Here is a 25,317-nt window from a genome sequence, read left to right as displayed (position 1 = left end):
GCCTCTCTTTTGCGTTAATGGGTTATAAGTCAATACATTTTATCCTGTCAATGAAATGAGAAGCATTAAACTCTGCACTGTTATTGCAGCTTTGTGCTGCATGCTGCCTGCTGTGGCACAAAAACAATTTGGTTCGGCAAAATATACGCACATGTGCAGTTATTTTGGTGAGGATATTTCGGGTGATATCGTGGCCTTTGAGGCTGATGGTGCTGCTCAAAAGGTGGTTAAAAAGATCATGTCGGTTATAGGGCTTAAAGCCAATTTTGAGTTGCGTGCTGCAAATGTGCCCAATGCGGCTGCCGTAATGTTGCAGGGCAAGCGTTTTATATTGTATAACCCGGATTACATGAATAAAATAAACGGCGCTACCGGAAGCAACTGGGCTGCTATTAGCATTTTTGCCCACGAAATTGGTCACCACCTTAACGGGCATACGCTTGATAATGTGGGTAGTCGCCCCCAAACCGAACTGGATGCCGATGAGTTTAGCGGTTTTGTACTGCAAAAAATGGGTGCCCCGTTAAAAGATGCCCAAGCGGTTATGGCATTAATATCGTCTATTAAAGGGTCACATACACATCCTCCCAAAAAGGACAGGCTGGCGTTTATTGCAACCGGATGGAACAATGCGGCACCTGCAAAAGGAGTAGCTGCAACAGTAACTGAGAGCACTGCAGTAAAAGCACCTCCAACGCAAGTTGTTGCCGAGTCTAAAGCTGCGATTGCTTATACTGCTCCAAAACAAAAAACGGTAAGCCCGGCTACTGTTAGTCCTGAGCAAAAAGCAACGGCAAGACCAATTACAGCATCGACAACTTCACGCACAAAAAAAATACAACAAAGTATACAATCAGGCAATGTGGTTAGCGAGGCGCATTTTAATGCCGATCCCAATAATAAATATTATCTTACCAATAAGGGTAATCTTATCCAGGTAGAGAACGATAAAGTATATTTGGTGGCAAGCCTTTATAAATCGGATAAAAGGGGATACAACATGATGCTTTCTGATCATGATTCTTATAAAGTATATGTAGCAAACGGAGGGTATCTTGTAAATAGCAATGGTGTAAGAGTTGGCTATTTCAGGAACAGGTAAGCTTAAAATAAAATAAGATTTAGCCTTAAAAAGAAAATCCCCATGCAAAAATTGCATGGGGATCTTTATTTTGGTTCGGTTTAGAAAAGAATTAGAATACTATCCTTTTGCTTACTTTACCTTTTTCAGTATTTATCTGTACGATAATTACCTGTTGTTGTATCTGCATACCGTTTATAACAGCCTGTATTGAATTGATACCGTTTTCTGTGTGCAGTTTTCTGCCGCGTGTATCAAAAAGAGTAACACCGGTTATTAGTGTATTATTAGCAGAAGTAATGTTTATGTTATTACCTTCTTTATACACTATAATGCTGTTAGCAATAGTTTCAGGAGCATCTATATCAAGTATTGCAGTGTTTACCCATTGGCTGTAGTCTCCTTCGCCACATACGCTACGTACGTATAGGTAGTTAGAAACTGCAGGGTTATAAGTAACGCCACCAACATATGATATTGTGCTGTAATCGTAGTTACTTCCTTCTGCCGGTGGAGTAGCCGACGGACCAAATACATACTGATATCCGGCAGGTGGGTTACCTAATACAGGAACACCCCAGCTTAGATCTACTGTTGTAGCATCAATAGTTGTAATCTCAAGACCATAAGGCTCAAAACATGTTGGAGTTGGACCTACAATCAGAGTATAATCTTCAGCCTCACCAAATGTAAAGTTACCACAAACAGGAGTTGGAGTACCAAGGTTTGCATTTCTTATCCTCATCCTGTAGCTACCCTGAGCTGCATTAGCAGGAACAGTTACGTTACCAATTGCTGCAGGAGATACAAGGAAGTTAGAAACAATTTCAGTTTCTCCCGGATCGTCAAAATCAAAGTCATTATTCCAGTCTACCCATACAGAATAAGTAGCTGTACCCGTTGGGTGCGTTGCTACGATACCAAATGATCCTGCTGCATACGTAGTAACAGAATATTGAGCAGAATAATCTGTATATCCGCTAAAACCAGTACCTGTGTTAGAGAAATCTACCAAGGCAGTAGTTGTAGACACACCGCTAATGTAGTTAGCTGTACTGCCGTTGTTTGTAGGGATACAGTAGCCGCCAAAGAAGCTTGTGCTTACCCAAAGGCTGTTGCCGTCTACATCGCCACAGTTAGACCTTACATGTAGGTAGTTAGTAGCGTTTGGAGTTACAGCTACACCTGTTACGGCAAGGTCGGCAGTAAATGTATAGCCGCTTGCAGGCGGAGCCTGAGATGTTGTTACGGCATACTCATAGCCTGCAGGAGATCCTGTGTTAGGAGCTGTCCAGCTAATGTTAGCAGTAGAAGGAGAAGTTAAAGATACAACTGGCTCGCGAGGAACGTCGCAAGTTACAGGACCAACTAATTCCCAGGCAAGTGTAAACGTACCTGCATTAGTGTTGTTTAGGTAACCGTCCTGTATCCAGTAAACATTTTGTGTGCTTCCTGTTAAGTTCTCCCATGTAATGTTTTGGATATCCGGATCGTCAAAACAAGCTATTTGTGTTGTCGATGCACAAGATGTACCATACGATACATAGTTTTCTGAATCATAACCGTTCTCAGTCTGGCCTATTGTTAAAGTATAACCGTTTGGAACTTCAATATAGTAATAAAGGTCTGGAGCTGTGTTACCGTTAGCACATGTATAAGTGCTGTCGTGGTTGGCACCAACAGTTGTATAAGAATACGGGTTGCTTTGAGCACCAAGGTTTATAGCGCTTGCACATATATCTCCCATTAAGAACCTGAAGCCTGGAGAAACGATCCATTCGCTGTAATCGCCATTGCCACAGTTTGTTCTTACATAAAGATAATATAATGTATTATCTATTATACCTGTATAGCCTGTTACAGAAGTTCCTGTTGTTGGAGTTCCTGATGCCGGTGGTGTACCTGAAGATGTAGATACATAATATTCATAACCTTCCGGTGTACCTGAAAGAGGTGCAGACCAGCTAAGGTTAGCCGTATTGCTTGCTACACCCTCGCCCCTTGGAGTTTGAGGAGTAAAACATGAAGGTGGGTCTGTAACATTTAAAGTATAATCTTCAAAGCTACCCCATGTTGCTGTCCAGCACGGTGTAGCCGGGCCAAAATCAACACCACCAACCCTTAAACGGTGTGGTCCTAAAGCAGCAGTTAAAGGAACAGTAAATGTACCTGTAAGTGTGTTGTTTGTTGCTCCGCCGGTTGTGCCAACAAATACTTCTTCACCCTCATCAGTAAAGTCAAGGTCATTATTCCAGTCAACCCAAACTTTAGAGTCGTAAGTAGCGGCTCCTGTAGTAAAAGTAACACTGAAAGTTTGTATAGTACCCTGGCCAGCGTTAGCAACCTGAGCAGTATAATCGCCATAGTTGTTAGTTTCAGTACCAGTAGTGTTGTTGATAGTGCCTAAAGAGAAGTTTGTAATACCTGTGCCGTCTACACTTGTAGGGGCAGGTACACAGTGACCTGCATAGAATGAAGTTCTTACCCACTCGCTGTATCCGTCATTACCACAATTAGTACGAACATATACATAGTTTGTTGCAAATGCCGTTGCTGTAGCACCTGTTACAGAAAGTTCTGTAGTAGCAGTACCACTTGCAGGAGGTGTATTAGATGTTGTTACAGCATATTCGTATCCTGTAGGAGTTCCTGTTACAGGTGCACCCCAGGCAAGGTTTACAGTAGTAGTAGATGTTAAGTTTGCTGTAAGTACAGTAGGAATGTTACATGCAGGAGGAGCTGTAAGTGTCCACGCAAGTGTAAAAGTACCTGCCTGTGTAATCACATTGTATCCGTCCTGTATCCAGTATACATTTTGTGTGCTGCCTGTTGTGTTCTCCCATGTAATGTTTTGTACATCCGGGTCATCAAAACATGCAATTTGTGTTGTACCCGGACAGGTAGTGCCATAAGCTACATAGTTTTCAGAGTCATAGTTGTTAGAAGTCTGACCTATTACTAATGTATATCCTACAGGTACTTCTATATAATAGAATATATCTGGAGATGTATTACCTCCGGCACATGTATAAGTGCTGTCATTATTAAATCCTACAGTACTTGCTGTTATAGGGCTTGTAAGTGTAGCAAGGTTTATAGCACTTTCGCAAGTATCGCCCACAAGGCTTTGGAAAGCGGTAGAAGTTACCCATTCGCTGTAACCATCATTACCACAGTTTGTACGAACGTGCAGGTAATAGGTTGTAGAAGCAGCAATACCAGGATAATCTGTAACAGATGTTTCTGTAATTGCAGTACCTGTTGCAGGAGGTGTAGCCGATGTCGTAACAGCATATTCATATCCTGTTGGAGTTCCGCCTGCTGTTGGAGCTACCCAGCTAAGATCGGCAGTACCGTTAAGGTCTGCTACTGCTGTAACCTGTGTAGGCACAACACATGTAGGTGGAGGTGTAAGTGTCCATGCAAGTGTAAATGTTCCTACCTGTGCATTGTTATTATAACCATCCTGAATCCAGTACACATTTTGAGTTTCTCCTGTAGTGTTAACCCATGTAACGGTTGTTGTATCAGGGTCGTCAAAACATGCAATTTGCGTAGTGCCCGGGCAGGTAGTACCATAAGCCACATAGTTTTCTGAATCGTAGCCATTTTCTGTTTGTCCTATTACTAAAGTATATCCGTTTGGTACTTCTATGTAATAAAATATATCAGGAGATGTATTTCCGCCGGCACATGTATAAGTGCTGTCGTTGTTAAATCCTACAGTGCTTGCAGTTATAGGGCTTGTAAGAGTACCAAGGTTTATTGCGCTTTGGCAGTTATCACCCACAAGGCTCTGGAAAGGAGCAGAAGTTACCCACTCACTGTATCCGTCTGTTGCGCCACAGTTTGTGCGAACATGAAGGTAGTATATTGTAGTTGGCGCAATACCGGTATAATCTGTAATACTGGTTGCAGTAGTTGCAGTACCGCTTGCAGGAGGTGTTGCAGATGTTGTAACAGCATATTCGTACCCTACAGGTGTTCCACCTGCAGTTGGTGCAACCCAGCTTAGATTAGCAGTATTGTCAACATCGGGAACTACTGTAACGTTCATCGGAACAACACATGTTGGAGGTGCTGTTAGCGTCCATGCAAGGGTAAATGTTCCTACCTGTACGTTGTTATTGTAACCATCCTGTATCCAGTAAACATTTTGTGTAGTTCCTGTAGTATTTACCCATGTGATGTTTTGTACATCGGGATCATCAAAACAGGCAATTTGTGTTGTACCTGGGCAGGTTGTGCCATAAGCCACATAGTTTTCAGAATCATAACCATTTTCTGTTTGACCAATAACTAAAGTATATCCGTTAGGTACTTCTATGTAGAAGAACAAATCAGGAGATGTGTTACCCCCAGCACATGTATAGTTGCTGTCGTTTAACGCACCTACGGTTGTACCACTGTAAGGACTTGTAAGAGTAGCAAGATCTATTGCGTTGATACATGAATCTCCGGGAAGATTCTGGAAAGGAGTTGAAGTTACCCATTCACTAAATCCATCTGTGCCACAAGCTGTGCGCACATGCAGGTAATAAAGTGTAGAAGGTTGGATGTCTGTATATCCTGTTACACTTGTAGCAGTAACACCTGTGCCGCTTGCAGGTGGTGTAGCCGATGATGTAACTGCATATTCATATCCTGTTGGAGTTCCGCCTGCATTAGGGGCTACCCAGCTAAAATTCGCTGTACCATCTGTATTTAACACTACACTTAAAGTATTAGGGACAACACATGCTGGTGGAGCGGTTAACGTCCACTGTAATGTAAATGTACCGTTACTTGTGTTGTAACCGTCCTGAACCCAGTACACGGTTTGAGTTGTTCCGGTAGTGTTTGTCCATTCAACCTGAGATGTTGTACCATCTGTTGGTGTGTCCGGATCATCCGTACAACGAATTTGTGTTTGTGTACCACAAGATCCGTAAAATACAGAGTGAACAGAGTCGTAGTTGTTTACTGTCTGGCCAATATTTAGCCTGTAACCGTTAGGAACAACAATTGAATAAAACAGGTCGGGTGCTGTGTTCGTACCATTACATGTTGGTAAAAAATCATTAGTAGCACCCACAGTTGTGCCACTAAAAGGGCTTGTTAGGGTAGCAAGATCAATTGCAGTAGCGCAAGTATCTCCGGGTACCTGAGCAAAGGCAGGTGCCCAATTTAACATTAAAAGCAATGCTCCTAAAAGCATCACTGTTTTTTTAACATTAGGGAACCGGTCATGACCCGGTGGCCACTGTTGGTCGTGGTGTCCCCGTGATAAAAAGTTGTAGTTTTTTTTCATTTTTTACAAATAATTTTGATGTGCTCTAAAAATACAAATTATCAGTAAAAGCATTATGAGGGATATGGTTAATTAAATAAAAATCAGTTTATGTGATGGTTTTGTGATTTTTTGATAACGGTGTTGTGGTTTTACCTTTTTTACTTATGAAATATTTAAGAAATATTTAATGTTACCTTTAGGTGAAATTGACTTTTTTATAACAAACAGCTGTATTAAACCATGATTTATTGCTGTTTTGTTTCTTTTAGATGTTTAAACCGATGTTTTTGTTGTTTTATTAGAGTGTTTTGTTTGTTAAATGTAAAGTTAAATTCAAGAAGATGTAAACGTTTTTTTTGATTACCATCTTACCAAAAAAAATATTTATACCGACTTGTATCTATCAAAATACCTGTTGCTTTTTGTAAAACTTAATTTGTGGCTTTTTTCTTCTAAAAATTTCTTAATCAAAAGTTATATAGTATTAAAGTTGTGGGAGGTAAGATATATATTTAAGAAATTTGAGCCAGTTTAAAAATCAATAGTCTTAAATATTAATAAGAATGTCTATGAAAATACTTTACTTTTTTGGAGTCGTGATAGTTCTGTTATTTTTAGGCTATCTTATTTTTAATAACTTTTCTTTTGATAACATAAGTTTCAGCAACTTTTTAATAAGCAGCATATTTGTGTTCCTTATGTGCTGTGTTGTTATTGGAGGCATATTGGCTTTTATATCTTATGGCAGGAAGCATTCCCAAAAAGACATGATGACGATAAGGCAATATTATAATTACAAAAATGCGCGTTAAATCCGTTACAGCATTTATCATAAACAAAAACATCCTGCAATTGCAGGATGTTTTTGTTTATGATATGAGAATTAGTTTTTGTATTAAAAATCGATCTCTCTTTTTACCCAGGCTGTTGTATTGCCGTTACCACATACAGGCCTAACATAAAAATCGTAGTCATTATAAATGCTAAGGTTGTAAGCAGCCTGATTATTATAAGATAAATGTATAGTGCCATTGCTAATACTATTGCCACGAACAACGCATACATGCTCAAACCTACTTTCTCCGTTGCCGCTCCATATAAGTTGTGTATTACGGGTTGTAGCACCATTAGACGTAGAAGTATATGTAATATTTGTGGGAGGTTGGCATGCATTGTAGCTACTTTCGGCATAATAAGTATACGGACCTGCATAATTGCCATATCCTACATTGTTTACACAATATGCCCTCACATAAAAATCATAATTGTTTCCTGCAAGCAACGAAAATGTTGTGCACATAGGGTTGTTAACAGTAATTTTAGTTCCGGTTCCTACCGTAAAACCCTGTATGCCATATTCTACCTGATAGGTTGAGGCTGCAATATTGTTTAAAGGAGAATCGTATCGCCATGTAAACTGCCCGTAAGATACGTTAAGATCTCTTGGTGTTTCACAATAATCTGCAATTGTAAAAGGCTTAGGGCCAAACCATGGGCCTTTAACGTTGCCGTCGCAAACTGAACGTGCGTACAACAATACCTGACCGGATGTATTGATGTCTCCTAAAATTTTAAAAGATTTGCTTGCTGATTCAAGAGTTATAAGATTACCATAATCCGGATTAGTATTGCCTGATACAACAGGTACTATACTTATTTCAGTATATATGCCTCCGGTTGTGGTAACGCTGAAATCAATATCTCCTGCACGTTGTACAACATTTATAGCTGTTACTGCACTGCATGTTGGTACACTTTCGCTATCGCCGCCACTGCATGCTGCTAACAGACCGATTGAAATAATAGTAAGTAAAAATTTTTTCATGGTGATCTTTTAATAAGGCTGCAATAATAATGAAAATTTTGTTAAAACAGATTCCGTATTTATACGTCTATTTTACAACTTCTTTATGCAGCAACTTTTAATCAAAACACTCCATCATGAGCAAATCACCGGTAGTATATTCAATAGATACAATGCCATCTGTAAGTGCTTCATTGCTGCTTCCTGTGCGATGGCCTATAGTTAGCGTATCGTTATTTAGTTGATATTTAAGGTTAGTCGACGTAATGCCCTCCACTATACCAACCGGTATTAAAGATATTGGTGTCCCTGCAGGATACCACTTTTCATATTTTTGGGGTAATACAAAAACTTTGGAGTTGTCATCAAGTATTACAATTTTTAGCTTATCCTTAAAACGGACAATATTTGTAATGTTTGTAATAGTGTGGTCGGCGCGGCGTCCGGTGGCCCATATTACATTTACAGCTGTGAAGTTTCGGCTAACAAGATAGTCGCATGCTTTTTCAAGATCTGTTTTATCCTGATCCGGAGTATATACAATTTCCAGTGGATATTGCTGTTCCCTGTAATATTCGGGATTAAAACCACGGTCAAAGTCGCCCAATAGCACATCTACTTTAATACCCAGTTCCATAACACGGCTCATGGCACTGTCTAAAACAATTACAAGAGGAGACCATTCCAGCAATTGCCCCAAAAGTTCCCGGCTGCATGCTGCCCCGTTTGCAATTATTAATGCAGGCTCCTGATCGTCTCTAACTATATGGTGTGATGACATGTATTGTTATTGTTGCGCAAATATAATTTAAAATAAAAGATCAGGACACTTTATAACGGGAATGAAAAAATCCGTTACAGTACTGTTAAGCACCATAACGGACTTTATTTAAACCTAATGATTTTTTTACTGAACCGTTACCTGCAATGCAGACACCTCGCAAAGCCTAAAGTAGCCCAAGGCATAATTTGCAGTGTTGTCCTGGTTTACAAGATTGCCCCTTGCTGCAACCGGAACTGCCGAGAATGGTCCGCCGCCACCGCCCGCTGCTTCAAGTAACACATTCATATATTCATAATAACGTTGCGATATGCCGTGCAGCCTGATGCTAACCACATGTCCGGGTGCAAGGTCTTCGTCAGAGAACCAGTCAAACATTTCATTCCCCTGAAAAAACTCATCATCGGCAAGTTCATATTCAGGAAACGGAATTACCGGAGCTTCAAAACGGGTAAGGTAATAATTGTCTTGCCCGGGAAAATCATTATAGAAAAAACGAATTTCTATATTCTCTCCTAAAATACCACCTTCATTATTTTGTATGGTTCTTGTAATATCGGGTGCGGCATACATTTTTTCGGTAGCGGTATAAGTTTGTCCTTCGCTAACTACAGTAAGCACATACGTTTCGTTCACAACAGGCCTAAAGTTTGTGCAGTTGTACCTCCCGGTTCCGGCCTCTTCAGTAAAATTAAAAACCTCGCCTGTGCTGTTGGTAACAAAAACCGTAGCACCCTCAACAATCGGTATAACAGTGTCATAATACCCTCTCGTTTTTGTAAGCTTAATGGTTTGATCGCTGCCGCTTGTGCCTTTAACCCAGTCTATAGAGGCTTCAACAACCAGTCGGGGAGGGGCCGTGTCAAGGTCTACGTTAACCACCTCTTCACACGATGCAAAAAGCATTAGTATGAAAAGTAAAGATATATATTGTATGTTTTTCATGATGATTGCCATTTAAAATTTAAAGTTATACGTAACACTTGGTATCATACCAAAAATAGACAGGCGCACGGCCTCGTTATTACCTGTATCTTCGTTTTGACGGAATGATATAGATGCCGCATTTTGCCTGTTATACAGGTTGTAAATGCTAAATACCCATTCGCCTTGCCAGCCTTTTTTCTTTTCCGGCTTAGGGTTGTAGGTGGCCGAAATATCAAGGTGATGATATGCTGGAAGCCTGTCTTCGTTGCGCGGACCATAACTTGGAATGTTGATATCGCCATATTGGTATTGACCGTTAGGGTAGGTTACAGGCTGACCGGATTGCAACGCAAACATGCCCGAAAAAGACCATTTATCAGTATAGGCATACGATCCTGTTACCGACAGGTTGTGCAGTTTGTCATAGCCTGTATGATACCACTTGCCATTGTTTATGCCGCTTTCGTTAGGGGTGCGTCCCGGTGTTTGCTGTTCAGCCCGAGATAGGGTATAGGCCACCCAGCCTGTAAGCTTGCCTGTGTTTTTTCTAACCAAAATCTCAAGGCCATAAGCCCTTGCTTTGCCTGGCAAAACAACCTGCTCTATGGCTTCGTTGGCAATAAGGTCGGCACCATCTATATAGTCTACGCGGTTTTTAAGGGTTTTATAAAACACTTCGGTTTCGAGTGCATAGGCATCATTTTTAAAGTTCCTGAAATACCCCATGGCCACCTGGTCTAAAATTTGGGGTTTTATAAAATTATCGCTTGGTGCCCACACATCAAGTGGTGTAGCCGAGGCCGTATTAGATATAAGGTGCAGGTATTGTGCCATGCGGTTATAGCTAAGCTTAACAGATTGCTCTTCTGCCAGTTGGTAGGATATGGCTGCGCGCGGTTCAAAATTTCCAAAATGGGCAATAGTCTCGTTGCGTCCATAACTGCGGGTGCCTATAGGAGTAGCTTTTTCGTAAATTTTAAGCTCGTCATTAAATACCACTGCCTGATTGTTTTCATAAATATTTAATGTTTGCGAGCCCAAACGGTTAAACATGCTGTAACGCAGGCCATAGGTTACCTGAAGCTTATCGGTAATTTCGTTCGTAGCATCAAGATAAAATGCTGTTTCAAACGCATATTTGCGGTCAAGCTGGTCGGCATTTACACCCGAATCTGCCGTGCTTGGAGTAATCGTACCCGGATTAAAGTTGTAGTATATACCACTCGCACCATAGGTAAGCTTAAACCTGTCGTTTAACTTATGTTTAAAATCATATTTAAACGTAAAACTCTCAATGCCGGAGTCCCAGTCAAAACCTACAAAATCAAGCTGCATGCCATATAAATAATCACTATACATAACAGCCATATTTGAGCTAAGTGCGTCGCTAAAGCTGTGGTTCCAGCCAAAGTTTAAAACCGTATTGCCATACACATTGCTAAAGCTTTCGTTTATTTTTAGTATATCGCGGCCTAAATATCCGGACAGGTATATTTTGTTCTTTTCGTTAAAGTTATATTTAAGCCTCATGTTCAGGTCATAAAAATAGGCAGTATTATCGTTGTCTGCCAGTTTAAGGAAAAGGTGCGCATAAGACGTACGCCCGCCAACAAGAAAAGATCCTTTACCTTTATTGATGGGGCCTTCGGCAACAAGGCGGCTCGATATAAGCCCAATACCACCAATGGCATGATAGTCTTCGGTGCTGCCATCGCGCTGGTTAATATCAAGTACAGATGATACCCTGCCGCCATAGCGTGCCGGAATACCTCCTTTATAGAGGTTAAGGTCTTTTATAGCATCGGCATTAAAAACAGAGAAAAAGCCAAAAAGGTGCGACGAATTAAACAGTGTGGCATCGTCCATAAGTATAAGGTTTTGATCGGCTGCACCACCACGCACATTAAATCCTGATGCGCCTTCGCCGCCGTTGGTAACCCCGGGCAGTGCCATTAACGACCGGATAACATCTACCTCTCCCATAACAACAGGGATCTTTTTAATATCCTGTGCTGTAAGCTTATTTACACTCATTTCGGGACTTTTAATATTTGCCCGTTTAGCGTTTTGAGATATTACAACTTCGTTTAGCTCTTCGGTACTGCTGGTAAGGCTAAAGTTCTTTTTAGTGTTTTTGTTAAGTACAACTGTTTGCTCGATGGTTCCAAAACTAACGTAGCTAACCTGTAGTGTATAGGTTCCTGCCGGAAGCGTAATAGTGTAAAAGCCCGATGCATTGGTAGAAACTGCAGTTTTGGTTTCTTTAATATATACACTTGCTCCAATTAGGGTTTCTTTGTTGGCACCGTCGGCAATGGTGCCGCTAAGGGTAAATTTTTCCTGCGAAAAACCTGAAATGGCCGAGAAAAGCGCCATTAAAAAATACAGATAAAAAGTCCTGTTCATGTTTTATTGATTGATGATTTTGGGTAAAATTATAATGTATAAACTGTATTAGTCTTACAAAATTATAATGTGTTACATTTATTATACTAACGCCGTTTGTATAAAAAGCCGAATATAAAATTGGCTGCATCCTAAATGCTTTAATTTTGTTTTTATGAAAAATTACCTTCGGTACGAAAATATATGGTTCAGGAACCTGTTTATAGTAGGGTTTATTTATGGCGCCATACTTTTGGTGAATTATTTTGAAGGTCCTGATGACGAGAGGATATTAAGGCTTACGTATTCCATGTTCTCATTCTATGCTGCTATAATTGTTAGTAACCTGCTTTTTATAAAAGGTATGCTGCAAACAAACCATTACAAACGTTTTGTTATTTTCTTCAGTTTATATTGGTTGCTCATGATTGTAATAGCTTATCATTTTGACTTTTCCAGAAATCCGGAAATTACTCCTTTTACAAGAGGGCTGAAACAATTTTTGTCTGCATTTGTTGGATCGGGTTTTTATTTTATCCATTTATGGATAACGCAAAATGTTATTTCCACCAACCGCCAGTTGGCAATGACCCAAACAGAGCTGGATTTTTTGAAGCAGCAGTTAAATCCGCATTTTTTGCTAAACGCAATGAACAATTTATATGGCGAATCGCTTAGCCATCCTGAAGATATGCCTGAAAGGATATTGCAACTATCTGAGCTTTTACGCTACCAGATAGAAGCTGCTAAAACCACAACGGTATCTTTAAAAAGCGAAATGGATTTTGTGAAAAAATATTTGGATTATAGTATTTACAAAAATGCCAAATTAGTGGTTACAAACAATAGCAATATTCCGTTAAACACAAAGCTTAGCGTTCCGCCGTTGCTTTTTATGCCATTGGTTGAGAACGCAGTAAAGTTTTCTATGGAAACTCCTCAGCCTTTTATAGCAATAGATTGGGAAATGGACGACGATTGCCTTGTGTTTGCTATACAGAACAGTTGCCTGCCACAAGGATCTAAAAGTTTTGGTACAGGGCTTGGACTGGCAAACCTTAAACGGAGGCTTGATTTACTGTCTTTAGATTATGACTGCACTTATACAAAAACAGGCAGTATTTATAATTATAAACTTAAGCTATGCAAACTACATACCGCTGCCTGATAGTAGATGATGAACAGCCGGCTCATAACGTAATAAGATCGCACATACAAAAACACGAAAGACTTGAGTATGCTGCCAGTGCACACAATGGTGTCGAGGCCTTAAAACTTATGGCAGAGCAGGAATTTGATATGCTTTTTCTGGATATAAACATGCCATTGCTAAATGGTGTAGAGCTCATGGAGCAACTCTCTTTGCGGCCTGTTACTATTGTTACTACTGCCTATACTGATTTCGCTTTAGAATCATACACCCACGATGCGGTAGATTATTTAATAAAGCCAATATCGCTAATGGCATTTAATAAAGCTGTGCAAAAAGCTATTATTTTTTGTGATGCCAAACGTAGCGCACCGATGGACGTAAATACACACCTTAAAATAAATAAGACCGACCCTGAAATTGCCCTTACTGATGTGCTCTATATTGAAAGTCTTGGCAATTATGTAAAAATACATTTAACATCAGATACAAGGGCTGTTGTGGTGTATGCATCACTTTTGGCAATACACGATCAGGTAAATGCAGCAGGATTTATACGGGTTCATAAATCCTATATTGCAAATACGGCTCACGTGCAAAGTTTTACAGTTGGCGAGATTGTTTTAAAAAATGGAGTAACCCTTCCGGTGGGGCGCAAATATCAGATATTGCTCAATCAATTGCCCAAAAACTAATCTTGGGTATCAGTATATATATTGTAAATAGCCTGTATTATTACTACCGAGTACTGGCTTGAAACCTTTTTTATAAATACAGGGAAATCGATATGCGAAGTATCGTTCGCACTGTCTGATATTGTTCTTATAACTGTAAACGGAATATCATATTCATAACACACCTGTGCTACTGCGGCGCCTTCCATCTCTACACACAAAACATCTGGCAATGCTGCAAGTAAATTGTCCTTTTGATCGTTATTGGCAAAAAAGCGGTCGCCGCTGGCTATCTCTCCAGTATAAAATTTTGGAGCAATAATATTAAAACTGTTCAAAACCTCTCTACCTACTGCGTTACTAATAGTATCGTTTTGAAGTAGGCGCTCAATAGCCTTTTGGGCGATAGTAAGTTGGTCAGGGTTTGTTTCAATATATGTTTTGCTTAACAGCGGAATTTCAAACTGCTTCATTAGCGGGCGGGCATCCATATCATGTTGTATTAGCTTTTGCCCTATAACAATATCGCCAATATTTAGCTGATGATTTATAGCGCCAGCAACACCTGTAAAAATAAGTTCGGTAATATTAAAATGATGTATTAAAGCCGATACCGTAGCTGTAGCGGAAACTTTACCCCAGCGCGAAAATACAACTACTGTATCTATGCTGTTAATGGTTCCGGTAGTGTAAGTGCGGCTGCCAATGGTAGTGCTTACAGGATTGTCTAAAAGTTCAATAACACCTGATATTTCCTGCGGCATGGCACCCATTATGCCTATGATTGGTTTAGTCATAATCGAAAAATATGAAAAACAAAAAATCCCCATTAAAGAGGATTTTTGTATTTGAATACTATTTTAGTTTATTTTTCCTGTTCTACCAGCACCTTTTTAGGGTCGTAACCAAACAGGTAGTTTTGTTTAATAACTTCTGCAATACCCGGCGGCAGCATTTTTTCCCAGCCCGGTTTGCCTTTGCTTATCATTTTTAGCACCTCGCGAGAGAAGATATCAAGGTAGTCAGGGTTAACGTCTGGTATGTTTACAACCTTGCCGTTAAATTTAAAGAACTTGTAAAGTTCTTTCATCCTTGGGTGTACCTTAAGGTTTTGAGAATCTATAACCTCGCCATGCTCGTCTTTCATTGGGTACAGATACACTTTAAGGTCGCGGTAAAATAATTTACCAAAAGCTTCAAGTATGCCTCCGCTCAGGTGACGGTAGTATTTTTCGTCAAAAATATCAATAAGGTTACTTACCCCCATAGCAAGACCCATACGGGCTTTGGTGTAGCTCGAAAAATATTCTACTACCTTATAATATTCCTGAAAGTTAGATATCATTACGTTTTGTCCAAGCGAGCACAAAAGTTCAGCCCTGTCCATAAAGTCGCGTTCGTCGATCTCTCCTTCAGATCGAAGGTTGCTCAACGTGATTTCGAAAACCACAAGGGTTTTATCTTTATCTACCTTATTCTCTTCAAGAAACATTTTATATGATTTCTCATACATGTCCATGTTTACTTTCGTAACCGGCCTAAAACTTCCCCTAAGCGCAAGTATGTTCTTTTTATACAGTACAGCAGCAGGCAATACATTGTGCCCTGTAGGGTCAAACATTACAGCATCGGTCATGCCGTTCTTAACCAGTTGCAGGCTCATCAGCCTGTTGTCTACATCGGCAAAGCGCGGGCCACTAAAGTTTATAGTATCTATTTCAAGCTGGTCTTTATCGAGGTGGTCATAAAGATAGCGTAGTAGTTTTTTAGGGTCGTTATATTTATAAAAAGCCCCATATATAAGGTTTACACCCAATATCCCCAAAGTTTCCTGTTGCAGTCGTGCATCGGTTTCTTTAAAGCGAATGTGCAGTGTTATTTCGTTATAATCTTCGTCCGGCTCTACCTGATATTTTATCCCGACCCAGCCGTGGCCTTTAAATTGTTTGGCAAAGTCTATGGTTGCAACAGTATTGGCATAACTAAAAAACAATTTGCTGGGGTGTTTGTCGCGTTTTAGCCTTTCCTCCATAATGCGAACTTCGTGCGCAAGCATTTTTTTTAGTCTGCTTTCGGTAACATACCTGCCATCGATTTCTCCACCATAAATGGCATCACTAAAATCTTTATCATAGGCAGACATCGCTTTTGCTATGGTGTTAGAAGCGCCTCCCGATCTAAAAAAGTGCCTAACGGTTTCCTGTCCGGCACCAATTTCGGCAAAAGTGCCATAAATGTGTTCGTTGAGGTTTATGCGAAGGGCTTTATCCTTTATAGAAGGTACGTGGGCAATAATTCTATCGCCTTTAAGGGTAATATCAGTGTCAGTTAATTTCATGGCTGTGAAAGATATATTGCAAAGTTAGGAAAACACTGCGTTTAATAAAACAATAATGCTATTTTTGTGTAAAAAAATAAACAGTTTTGAATGTTTGGTTTTTAGGTACCGGAACCTCCCAGGGCATACCCGTAATAGGCAGCACGCATCCTGTATGCCTTAGCAACGACCCCCGCGACAAGCGTTTAAGGGTGTCGGTATGGGTGTATTGGGAAGATTACAGTTTTGTTATAGACTGCGGTCCTGATTTCAGGCAGCAGATGCTAACGAGTGCCTGCCCTAAAATAGACGGTATTTTGTACACTCACGAACATTCTGATCATACACTTGGGCTCGACGACATCCGGCCATTTTTCTTTAAACAAGGTAACATCCCAATTTTTGCACACCGCAGGGTAATAGAAAACCTTAAAAAGCGTTTTGATTATATTTTTGAGGAAGAAAATAAGTATCCGGGAGCTCCGTCCGTTACCATAAATGAAGTAGAACATGATAAGCCTTTTGCTGTTGGTAATAAAAAAGCAGTTCCCATAACCATTGGGCATGGCAACCTTGATATCTTTGGTTACCGCATTGGCGATTTTGCCTATCTGACCGATGTTAAAACCATCGCAGAAAGCGAAATTAAAAAGCTTGAAGGGCTAAAAGTTTTGGTTGTTAATGCGTTGAGGCACGAGCCACACCATTCGCATTTTAATTTAGAAGAGGCATTATTTTTTATTGAGCAGGTAAAGCCCGAACGCGCCTATCTTACTCATATCAGTCATCTCATGGGATTCCATGCGGAGGTAGAACCGACATTGCCTGAAAATGTATTTTTAGCTTATGATAATCTTCAAATAACCTTATAAACTATATAAAAATAGATCATGAAAAAGCAGTTGTTTCTTTACCTGTTTATATTTTCGTTAATCATCAATGTGTTTACTTACATGTACTTTACCAACAAGCAAAAGTATGAAGACAAGCGCATTGCCGATATGCAGCATAAAGTAAAAACCGTACAGGACAGCCTTAAGGCCAACGCAGCGCTGATAGATGAGGCGGATTATTTTTCGTTAGAACACAACAGTAATGCGGTGCAGTATTTTGCCGGAACCGATATTAAAAAGTTAAACATAGCTATAAGAGATGCTGTTTATAAGCAAAACAGCAACCCTAATGGCAACCCGTTGGCGCAATATCCGCCGGCAGAAGGGAGAGCTTTTACCATAAACAAATTTAAAGTGCTGAATAACCGCTGGATCATTGCTGATTTTACGAACGGTATGCAATGGGGCGAGGTGATTATAAAGTATTTTGTAGAAAGCGATGGCAGTATAACCTTCGAAAACGGCCTTACAAACCTGCATCCGTTTACTCCATATTAATAAATTTTGTATCTTAGTACTGTGTTTAATTTCCGGATAATGAAAAAGCCCGCCATAGTAGTTATAATCTGTTTATGCCTGTTTTCTTCGTGCGATTACATAATGAAAAAGAGGCAAACAGGAAGCGAAGCACCCAACAGTAACAAAAATGTGGTGCTTGGCAACGATAAAGACGAAAATGGCTGTGTAACATCGGCCGGATACAGGTGGTCTGTTCTTAAAGAGGAGTGCATACGCCCGGTAGAGGAATGCTACCGTCTTAACAGTATTGAGCAACTGGAAAGCGAAAGCGACTTAAAAAGCGCCTACGTTATTTTTGAAGAAGACGGCGATCGTGCCGAACTTTTTTTACCAAATAGTACCAAATCGGTAATGTTAAAAAAAGAATCTAAAAATGGTGCTTATAAAGATGCACATTGGTCGCTGTTTGCGCAAAATGGATATAAATTAAGCAAAGATGGTAAGACCATGTTTGCCGGAGCAGAGGCTGTGCAACAGGGGCAGATTACAGGAGATTATAGTGAAGATGGATTTACTGTAGATGTTCCTGCTGAGGTAATCCCGATAAGTTCAGATACAGTAAAATAGTATTTGATTGAGGAGTTATATTAGTGTATTTAATTTTCCTCTTTTTTTTAGCTTAAATATAGTCTTGAATACCTTTAATAAAGTGTACCAGCTTTATTGTTAAGGTATTATTATATTTCTAAGTGTTAAATAAGAGAATTACTACATGTTTCAAGATGATAAAAATCAGTTATTTATGAAGATTATTTTGCTTTTAATAAGCTTTTTTGTCTTAAATTAACTATAAATAAATTGTAACGAATATATTTTTTATTATTTTTGGGAAAAATTAAAAACTATCATCATGAAAAGACGATTACTTTTGGGAGCTATGCTATTAGGCTCTTTCTTTACGATGGAAGCGCAAACAGGTTTTAGCTGTGACGAACCCATCGAATTAACAGGTACAGGAACAACAACTTATACTGTAGATGGTATTTCAGGATCTTTGCCAACAGCAGGTGGTTGCTGGGCAACGATGGGAACTGCAGCTAATTGGTATATTTATCCAGCTACTGAAAATGCTTTAATAAGAATTAACTCTAACCTGGAGGTTAATGCCGGTGGTGATACAAGGATTTCTGTATACACAGGAGACTGTTCAGCTCTTACCTGTGTTGACGGTATTGATGATGTTGATGATAATAACTATTTAAGCGATCTTACTATACAGGCTGTTGCCGGTACAGTTTATTACTTTACTTTTGATGACCGTTGGGAGGCTGATGGTTTTGATTTTGAGGTTACTATAACTCCAACATCATGTTTCTCTCCTACAGGATTTACTTATGCAGACGCGCCTACTTTTACAACTGTATCCCTTACTTGGGATGACCCTGCTACAGGTATTCCTGAAGGTTATGAGGTAGAATATGGTGTTGATGGTTTTGATCAGGGTACAGGTACTTCGCTTGAACTTTCTGAAGCTCTTGCTCAGTTAGAAGGTCTTACTTCAGGTACTGACTATGATTTTTACATAAGAACTAATTGTGGTAATGGTGACTATAGCGAATGGGCTGGTCCAATAAACTTTACTACACCATTTGAGCCTACTAACCTTAACTATGCTTATGGTTTTGAAACAGCTAACCTAAATGGTTTTACTCCTTTAAGGTCTACAGCAGGTGCTAATGGTGCTTTATGGGCTCAGTCAGCAGGTTTTACTACTACTACTACTCCTGCTGTAACATTTACACCGCAGGAAGGTGATCTTGCTCTTATAGCAGGAAACTATGGTGCAGCTTCAGACTGTTATGCAATTTCAAGAGGTATAAACGTAGAGGCTGGCCAAGTAGTTACAGTGTCGTTTTGGGTTAGAAAAATAGCTTTAGAAGGATCTGGTGGTGGCAATGTTAATTTTGGTGTTTATGCAGGTACGGCTCAAACGGTTGCTGCACAAACTATAGCAATAAGGACAGTTGGTATTGTTCCTCCTGCTGCATCTACAGCTTGGACTCAAGTTACATATACTTATACCTTTGCTAATGCAGGTGTATATTATTTCTCTATCCGTTACAGGGCTGATGCTCAAACACAAACTAACCGTGGGTATTTAGCAATAGACAACTTTACTCTTACTTCTCCAACTGCTGGCTTTGATAATGCAGACCTTAAAGAGTTCTCTGTATTCCCTAACCCTGCTACAAATGTTGTAACAGTTGCAAACGCTAACGCTCTTGTAAGCAGCCTTACTGTTGCTGACCTTAACGGGCGTACAGTTAAAACTGCTAAATTTGATGGTGTAAGTGAAGCTACTGTAAACGTTTCAGATCTTGCTTCTGGTGTTTACATGCTAACTATCGCTTCAGATAAAGGTACTACAACAAGAAAAATCGTTAAAAACTAATTACAATTAGTTCATAACATATAAGTTAAAAGCCCCTGCAAAGGGGCTTTTTTATTGATTATCATTTTCAAAGATAATTTGTAGTATGCTGTAATTAGTTCTTTATTGGGAAGTGTTGATTATACGCATTGCCTGTATTAAATGTCTTTGATGGTGGTATGTCATAAAACGGAGCGCATCGCCTGTTTTTAGTTTTATAAGCTTAGTAAAGGTAACTGCTGTTCCGGCTTTATTAAGATCATTATTGGCTGCCTTTTGCAGCAAATAAATAAGCTTCGAATGGTTCGCTGAAAAGATGTTAACCACATCTTTACCTAATACTTCACCTTTTGGATCCATAGCTTTAAAAGTCTTCATTTTTTTTAGTTGCTCTTTTGGCTTTACCATGTTTACAAGCATATTTCCAATAAAACCGCTTTTAAAAGCTTGCTGGGGCGTTGCGGCTGTATTTAGGGTGCTTTCGATTTCAGGAAGGTAGAAAGCAGCGTAAAGGTTGAGATGTTCAAGGCATTCTAATATGCTCCATCCACCGCTATGTGGCTTCATGTTGAGTTGATCATGCTTAAGCAGCTTTAATGCATTAATGTTTTCGTTGCCTTTTCGGGCAATGGAAAGTAGCTCTTTTAATAAAATTGTACTGTTGGTTTTCATGATAAATGATTAAATAGCTGCAAAGTTGCAATTTAACCATTTTAAAAATATTGATTGGAATCAAGATTTTTTCAGGCGCGATAATGTCTCGGGAGCCATTCTTAAATAAGCGGCAATGTGCTTGTGTGGTATATGCTGAAAAAGCTGTGGGGAACGCATAAACACCCTTTCATAACGCTCTTTTGGGGTAGTAGCAAGTAAATCGGTTTCACGCTCCAGTAATTGTACAATAGTGTAGGAGAGTAGGGCGTTCCATAATTGCAAATTTTGAATATCACTATCTATAAAGGCCGTAAAGGCTTCTTTAGGCATTTCTATTAAAGTAGTTTTGCGTAATGCTTCAACACTATATACCGATGGTTTCTCTGTTAATAATGAATCCAGTTGAGTAAATAGCGATCCTTTATAGGCAAAACGTATGGTATTGTCTCCTTGTGGGGTTTGATAAAAAATGCGTAAAGCTCCATCAGTAACAAAATAGATGTTGCTGCAAATGCTGCCTGCCTTTATAAGTGTTTGGTTCCGTTTAAGGTGTATTTTTTCTTCCTGCCAAAGGTTTCCGTGCTGTTCTATCCTGTTTAATAAAATTGACTGCACGTCCATACTCTGATTTAGTTTACCGGAAAATATAGGCTTATTACTGTACCTTCATCAGGCGCGCTTGATGCTGAGATATGTCCGTTATGGTTTTGCATTATTTTTTTACATAGGGCGAGTCCTACTCCCGATCCTCGGTATACCTGGGAAGAATGCAGACGGGTGAAAATATTGAATATAGATTCGGCAAAATGCTGCTCAAAACCAATGCCGTTATCGGCCAAATATATAATGCGGTAAAGCGTATTGTCGTCTGCCCTAAAAATTTCGGGCTGATGGTTTGATGTAATTTTTATTATCGGATTAACTTCCGGCTTGGCATATTTTAGTGAATTTGCAATGAGGTTAGAAAATAGTTGCTTTAGCAGGAACGGTATTCCCTGAATTTCCGGTAGGTTGTCTGTAAATATCTCAGCAGTTTTTTCGTGTATTGCCTCACCCATTTCTGTAATAACTTCCTGTATCAGCTTATTAAGGTCAACAGGCACTATGGCATCGGCACTATGCTTAATTCGTGTGTATTTAAGTATGTCTATGAGCAAAGTTTGCATGCGGTTTGCTGATGCATCCATGCGTTTTATGGCATCCTGTACATTTATAGACATTTGCTCTTCTTTGGTTAATATCCTCGAAGCTATAAGTTGTATTTTACGCAGGGGTTCCTGTAGGTCGTGTGTGCTTATCCAGTTTATGTTTTCAAGTTCAGAGTTGGTTTGCTTAAGCAGTTCACTCAGTTTTCTGTATTTAAGCTCTTCCTGTGTAATAATAAGCAGGGTTATTTGCCTTTGCAGGCTGTAAGCATAAGATGCAGCAGTGTCGAGTTCCGGTTGCAGCCATGGCTTGCTTGTGCACTCTACAAGTTCTTTCCAAAGAGAAAATGAGTTTCGGGGTGATAATCCTTTTTGGTCTTTGATAATAGATTTTGAAGGATCTCCTGCCCAGTGTACTTCGGTTTTTGTTTCAGGCCTGTACCAAATAATACAATTGTCGCTCTCTATTTCTAATGAGTGATATATAATTCCCGATGTGTTTTGGCACATCTCCCTATATTCAGGTAAATAATCTACCAGTTTATTAGTACTAAAACTACTGTGGTTGCTGTATAGCGCCAGCCACGAGGCAAGTTTTAATACGTCATCGTTATTAGGGGTGTGCCCGCTTTTAAATACTTCACCATTAAATACAACCGATACTCCCGATGCATTGCACAGCGTTAGTATGTCGTTGCTTTCTACGATTTTTTGTAATGCACAGGTACTGTCTAAAACATTGCTGTTCAGTTTTTCTAAGGCAATGTTTACCTTTCTTGAAACTTCATATTCTTCTGAGGCCTGGCGGACATCGATTTGAGAGGTTATAAAATGCCCCTGTAGTTGCGCTGCAAGCCTGATTTCCGGACTTAAATTTTTCGGAGAATAATGATGGCAGGCAATAAGACCCCATAGCTTTTTTTGGTGCATTAACGATATGGTTAATGTAGCTCCAACACCCATATTGTGCAGGTATTGTACATGTATTGGCGATGTGCTTCGCAAAATAGCAAGGCTTAGGTCGAGGTTCTTGTTTTGTGAATCATCAATAGTAAAGACGGGTACAGGAGTGTAGTCTATGTCAGTTATAAGCCTCAGCAGATTTTTTTTATATAACTCTCTTGCCTGCGGCGGTATGTCGGTATGCGGATAATGAAGCCCCAAAAAAGGTTCAAGATCTTCGCGGCATCTTTCGGCAAAAACCTCGCCATTATAATCGGCATCAAAACGGTATATCATTACCCTGTCATAACCCGTAATTTGGCGTGTTCCATTAGCAACTAGCTGGCAAAGCTCTTTTAGTGTATGAGTGTCGTGCATGTAGGTTAAAAACTGCGACGTTTGGTCATAAGCCTCATGCGCTGGTGTAGTCTGTATGTTTACAGGTTCGCCTTCAAGTATGTAAATGCCGTTGCTGTTATGCAGTGTGCATAAAAAATCTACTCCGGCAAGTGTAAGCCGGAGTAGGGATGACGAGAGCATAAGCTCATCGCTTATATATTGTAAAAGAAGTTGTTTTTGGTCTTCGCCAAATACCGCGTTAAAAGTTTGTCCCAACAGTTGTGTATGGAACAGGCTTAAATATTGTGCCGTGTTTGCACTGCAGTAATCTATTAGCAGCGACTGCTCTTTCAGGCCAAGTAAAAATCCATGCGGCTGTATGCTGCCCGGAATGTGTATTGGTTCCTGCTCGCAGTTGGTTAGGTTTACAATATCGCGGTTTACAATATCTTTTATCTGCATAAAAATTACTGAGCGTTTGCTGTTAGGTGTTCAGCAATAGCATCAAAGGCAAAGTTTGCGCCTGCAATTATTTCTTCTCCGGCATTGTTTTGTGTTTCATAACCAATAAGGCTTCCTAAAAACGCTTTCCAATGGCTGCCTGTTTGTCCGCCATAGCCTTCAAAATATGTAGCACCGCCATTAGCATCGTGGCCAAGAGCATTGTTAATGTTTTTTAGTATAACGCGGCCACCAAGAGACGATCCTTCTATTACATACAATACACCCAATGCAAAAGCAGGTGTAAGATTTTCTAATTTAGAAGAAAGTGGTTTAAAGGACTGTTCCTTGGTGTAGTTAAGATATTTAAGGTCGGCCTCAATAAAGTGGGCTTTCGGGTGTATGTCAAGGCCTTCAATAGCTTTGTGAGCCGTAGGGAATATGTTTTCTTCTGCATCCTTTACCACATCAAGCATAAGGCTAAGGTAAAGAGCATAATCTTCATTAGATACGCTAGGGTTTGTTATAGAAACAGAAACCGGTAAAGCCTCAAGGGCAGTGTGTGATTGTGATGTTGCATTGCGCAGGTTTTCTAAAAAAGCAGGCGCTGTAAAAGTTGTACTCATTTTAAAATTTAATAGGTATATACAAAATTGTGCTGGGTAGGTTTAAAAATATCCCAGTTTATTGAAAGTGCATGTTCGATGGATTTTTTGAGTTGGTCAAAAATTCCTGATTTTGGCATGTAGTAACTTGCGCCAAGGTTTCGGCTTTTTTCTATAATTGCCTCGTCATTTGAGGTTGAGAACATAATTATAGGTAAAACATTGGAGCTGTTTGATTCTCTTACTTTTTGTAAAACTTCAAGACCATTAATGCCGGGCATGTTAATGTCAAGAAAAATTACATAAGGGGTAGGGGGAGGGTTGTCAAGAGCGTGTATAAGCTCATTTCCGTTAGATTGTGTTATAACATTATAGCTTTCGCTGATCTCGTTAACAATCTCAACAAAAAACTCAAGGTCGTCATGGTCGTCGTCAGTGTAAAATATTGTGAGATCCTTCTTCATAAGACCAGAAATTTAAAATAATACTAAACGGGCATATACAACAAATGTATGGCATTTAATTAAGTATTTAAATTTTTGATATAACTTTTTAACCTTTTTTTAATAGCGTTGATTTTGTGCGAAATCTATTTTTTAATAGTTTAGTTATAAACTAACTATAACATATTTTACACAATGTTATAATATTTAAATGATACATGTTTAGTATTTTTGTAATTGTTTAACAAGTATTTGTGATGAGGGCAATTGTATTTATTATATCGATATTGGCTTTTATAGGGGCTATCTATTTCTTAGTTGACGATTTTGTAAATACATTAAGTTTTCATCATGCTGTTTATATTAGTTTGTTAATCATTGTTTTGTGTAACAGCATTGTTGGTATGCTCATGACCTGGCCAATGTTGATCAGCAGAAAAAATAAAAGTTAAGTTTTTTCTGTTTTAGACTAATACATATAGTTTTATCTGATTCGTTGACTATTTATTGTGATTTGAATTTGTGGGGTTTTACAGAAATTAAGTATCTTCACGCCGTTTTATTCACAATACTT

20 protein-coding genes are annotated in these 25,317 nt (G+C 39.4%); 8 read left to right on the top strand and 12 right to left on the bottom strand.

The window, feature by feature from the left end; all coding sequences use genetic code 11:
• Window positions 1–55: 55 nt before the first annotated feature.
• On the top strand, window positions 56–1,102 hold the full coding sequence (locus GR160_RS14455; RefSeq protein WP_160750601.1) for a hypothetical protein: 1,047 nt from the start codon (window positions 56–58) through the stop codon (window positions 1,100–1,102).
• A 91-nt stretch (window positions 1,103–1,193) separates the two neighbouring features.
• Here the strand turns inward: GR160_RS14455 and GR160_RS14450 are convergent, their stop codons facing one another.
• Window positions 1,194–6,371, bottom strand: a complete 5,178-nt coding sequence (locus GR160_RS14450; RefSeq protein ID WP_160750600.1) for a GEVED domain-containing protein — start codon at window positions 6,369–6,371, stop codon at window positions 1,194–1,196.
• 551 nt (window positions 6,372–6,922) lie between these two features.
• On the opposite strand from GR160_RS14450, the gene GR160_RS14445 reads away from it, so the two are divergent.
• Window positions 6,923–7,165, top strand: coding sequence for a hypothetical protein (locus GR160_RS14445; protein WP_160750599.1), 243 nt, complete (start codon window positions 6,923–6,925; stop codon window positions 7,163–7,165).
• Between the two features lie 83 nt (window positions 7,166–7,248).
• Here the strand turns inward: GR160_RS14445 and GR160_RS14440 are convergent, their stop codons facing one another.
• From GR160_RS14440 to GR160_RS14425, 4 genes are all read right to left on the bottom strand, one after another.
• Window positions 7,249–8,178, bottom strand: coding sequence for a hypothetical protein (locus GR160_RS14440; RefSeq protein WP_160750598.1), 930 nt, complete (start codon window positions 8,176–8,178; stop codon window positions 7,249–7,251).
• Between the two features lie 97 nt (window positions 8,179–8,275).
• A complete protein-coding gene (locus GR160_RS14435) occupies window positions 8,276–8,938 on the bottom strand; it encodes a thiamine diphosphokinase (protein WP_160750597.1) in 663 nt (220 codons plus the stop codon).
• 126 nt (window positions 8,939–9,064) lie between these two features.
• Window positions 9,065–9,883: a DUF4249 domain-containing protein gene (locus GR160_RS14430; protein WP_160750596.1), complete on the bottom strand. Its 819-nt coding sequence runs from the start codon at window positions 9,881–9,883 to the stop codon at window positions 9,065–9,067.
• 12 nt (window positions 9,884–9,895) lie between these two features.
• Window positions 9,896–12,271, bottom strand: coding sequence for a TonB-dependent receptor (locus GR160_RS14425; RefSeq protein WP_160750595.1), 2,376 nt, complete (start codon window positions 12,269–12,271; stop codon window positions 9,896–9,898).
• Between the two features lie 154 nt (window positions 12,272–12,425).
• Between GR160_RS14425 and GR160_RS14420 the strand changes: the two genes are divergently transcribed.
• The gene (locus GR160_RS14420) at window positions 12,426–13,418 is read left to right on the top strand and encodes a sensor histidine kinase (protein WP_160750594.1); all 993 of its coding nucleotides are present in this window, start codon (window positions 12,426–12,428) and stop codon (window positions 13,416–13,418) included.
• Window positions 13,394–14,095 (top strand): LytTR family DNA-binding domain-containing protein, encoded by a 702-nt coding sequence (locus tag GR160_RS14415; protein ID WP_160750593.1) that lies wholly within the window; start codon window positions 13,394–13,396, stop codon window positions 14,093–14,095. Before GR160_RS14420 ends, GR160_RS14415 begins: the two co-directional genes overlap by 25 nt.
• Here the strand turns inward: GR160_RS14415 and GR160_RS14410 are convergent.
• Together GR160_RS14410 and GR160_RS14405 are read right to left on the bottom strand one after the other, a co-directional pair.
• Entirely contained in the window at window positions 14,092–14,871 is a 780-nt protein-coding gene (locus GR160_RS14410) for a 5'-methylthioadenosine/adenosylhomocysteine nucleosidase (protein WP_160750592.1), read from the bottom strand. The genes GR160_RS14415 and GR160_RS14410 overlap by 4 nt on opposite strands.
• A 68-nt stretch (window positions 14,872–14,939) precedes the next feature.
• Entirely contained in the window at window positions 14,940–16,412 is a 1,473-nt protein-coding gene (locus GR160_RS14405; RefSeq protein WP_160750591.1) for a TonB-dependent receptor, read from the bottom strand.
• 86 nt (window positions 16,413–16,498) lie between these two features.
• Between GR160_RS14405 and GR160_RS14400 the strand changes: the two genes are divergently transcribed.
• The 4 genes from GR160_RS14400 (at window position 16,499) to GR160_RS14385 (ending at window position 20,195) form a co-directional block, all read left to right on the top strand.
• Entirely contained in the window at window positions 16,499–17,263 is a 765-nt protein-coding gene (locus GR160_RS14400; RefSeq protein ID WP_160750590.1) for an MBL fold metallo-hydrolase, read from the top strand.
• An 18-nt stretch (window positions 17,264–17,281) separates the two neighbouring features.
• Window positions 17,282–17,782 carry a hypothetical protein gene (locus GR160_RS14395; RefSeq protein ID WP_160750589.1) on the top strand — a complete coding sequence of 167 codons (501 nt, stop codon included), beginning with the start codon at window positions 17,282–17,284 and terminating at the stop codon, window positions 17,780–17,782.
• A gap of 102 nt (window positions 17,783–17,884) precedes the next feature.
• Entirely contained in the window at window positions 17,885–18,370 is a 486-nt protein-coding gene (locus GR160_RS14390; protein ID WP_160750588.1) for a hypothetical protein, read from the top strand.
• 283 nt (window positions 18,371–18,653) lie between these two features.
• Window positions 18,654–20,195, top strand: coding sequence for a T9SS-dependent choice-of-anchor J family protein (locus GR160_RS14385; protein WP_160750587.1), 1,542 nt, complete (start codon window positions 18,654–18,656; stop codon window positions 20,193–20,195).
• 102 nt (window positions 20,196–20,297) lie between these two features.
• Here GR160_RS14385 and GR160_RS14380 read toward each other — a convergent pair whose 3' ends face one another.
• The 5 genes from GR160_RS14380 to GR160_RS14360 are packed head-to-tail and all read right to left on the bottom strand — an operon-like array spanning window position 20,298 to window position 24,764.
• The gene (locus GR160_RS14380; RefSeq protein ID WP_160750586.1) at window positions 20,298–20,846 is read right to left on the bottom strand and encodes a DinB family protein; all 549 of its coding nucleotides are present in this window, start codon (window positions 20,844–20,846) and stop codon (window positions 20,298–20,300) included.
• Between the two features lie 60 nt (window positions 20,847–20,906).
• Complete coding sequence (locus GR160_RS14375; protein ID WP_160750585.1) at window positions 20,907–21,449, bottom strand: Crp/Fnr family transcriptional regulator; 543 nt, start codon at window positions 21,447–21,449, stop codon at window positions 20,907–20,909.
• Window positions 21,450–21,457: 8 nt separating this feature from the next.
• Window positions 21,458–23,716 carry an ATP-binding protein gene (locus GR160_RS14370; protein WP_160750584.1) on the bottom strand — a complete coding sequence of 753 codons (2,259 nt, stop codon included), beginning with the start codon at window positions 23,714–23,716 and terminating at the stop codon, window positions 21,458–21,460.
• A 5-nt stretch (window positions 23,717–23,721) separates the two neighbouring features.
• Entirely contained in the window at window positions 23,722–24,321 is a 600-nt protein-coding gene (locus GR160_RS14365; RefSeq protein WP_160750583.1) for a biliverdin-producing heme oxygenase, read from the bottom strand.
• 8 nt (window positions 24,322–24,329) lie between these two features.
• Window positions 24,330–24,764 (bottom strand): response regulator, encoded by a 435-nt coding sequence (locus GR160_RS14360; RefSeq protein WP_160750582.1) that lies wholly within the window; start codon window positions 24,762–24,764, stop codon window positions 24,330–24,332.
• Window positions 24,765–25,317 lie beyond the last annotated feature (553 nt).

Origin of the sequence: Flavobacterium sp. Sd200 (assembly GCF_009826935.1) — a bacterium.
Lineage (GTDB): Bacteria > Bacteroidota > Bacteroidia > Flavobacteriales > Flavobacteriaceae > Flavobacterium.
This window is presented reverse-complemented; position numbering and strand designations above follow the sequence as displayed.

Coding starts and splice junctions, on each gene's coding strand:
- GR160_RS14365 (WP_160750583.1), bottom strand. CDS start 24,321: ATGAGTACAACTTTTACAGCGCCTGCTTTTTTAGAAAACCTGCGCAAT.
- GR160_RS14425 (WP_160750595.1), bottom strand. CDS start 12,271: ATGAACAGGACTTTTTATCTGTATTTTTTAATGGCGCTTTTCTCGGCC.
- GR160_RS14440 (WP_160750598.1), bottom strand. CDS start 8,178: ATGAAAAAATTTTTACTTACTATTATTTCAATCGGTCTGTTAGCAGCA.
- GR160_RS14445 (WP_160750599.1), top strand. CDS start 6,923: ATGAAAATACTTTACTTTTTTGGAGTCGTGATAGTTCTGTTATTTTTA.
- GR160_RS14360 (WP_160750582.1), bottom strand. CDS start 24,764: ATGAAGAAGGATCTCACAATATTTTACACTGACGACGACCATGACGAC.
- GR160_RS14405 (WP_160750591.1), bottom strand. CDS start 16,412: ATGAAATTAACTGACACTGATATTACCCTTAAAGGCGATAGAATTATT.
- GR160_RS14435 (WP_160750597.1), bottom strand. CDS start 8,938: ATGTCATCACACCATATAGTTAGAGACGATCAGGAGCCTGCATTAATA.
- GR160_RS14410 (WP_160750592.1), bottom strand. CDS start 14,871: ATGACTAAACCAATCATAGGCATAATGGGTGCCATGCCGCAGGAAATA.
- GR160_RS14430 (WP_160750596.1), bottom strand. CDS start 9,883: ATGAAAAACATACAATATATATCTTTACTTTTCATACTAATGCTTTTT.
- GR160_RS14370 (WP_160750584.1), bottom strand. CDS start 23,716: ATGCAGATAAAAGATATTGTAAACCGCGATATTGTAAACCTAACCAAC.
- GR160_RS14395 (WP_160750589.1), top strand. CDS start 17,282: ATGAAAAAGCAGTTGTTTCTTTACCTGTTTATATTTTCGTTAATCATC.
- GR160_RS14450 (WP_160750600.1), bottom strand. CDS start 6,371: ATGAAAAAAAACTACAACTTTTTATCACGGGGACACCACGACCAACAG.
- GR160_RS14390 (WP_160750588.1), top strand. CDS start 17,885: ATGAAAAAGAGGCAAACAGGAAGCGAAGCACCCAACAGTAACAAAAAT.
- GR160_RS14415 (WP_160750593.1), top strand. CDS start 13,394: ATGCAAACTACATACCGCTGCCTGATAGTAGATGATGAACAGCCGGCT.
- GR160_RS14380 (WP_160750586.1), bottom strand. CDS start 20,846: ATGAAAACCAACAGTACAATTTTATTAAAAGAGCTACTTTCCATTGCC.
- GR160_RS14375 (WP_160750585.1), bottom strand. CDS start 21,449: ATGGACGTGCAGTCAATTTTATTAAACAGGATAGAACAGCACGGAAAC.
- GR160_RS14385 (WP_160750587.1), top strand. CDS start 18,654: ATGAAAAGACGATTACTTTTGGGAGCTATGCTATTAGGCTCTTTCTTT.
- GR160_RS14455 (WP_160750601.1), top strand. CDS start 56: ATGAGAAGCATTAAACTCTGCACTGTTATTGCAGCTTTGTGCTGCATG.
- GR160_RS14420 (WP_160750594.1), top strand. CDS start 12,426: ATGAAAAATTACCTTCGGTACGAAAATATATGGTTCAGGAACCTGTTT.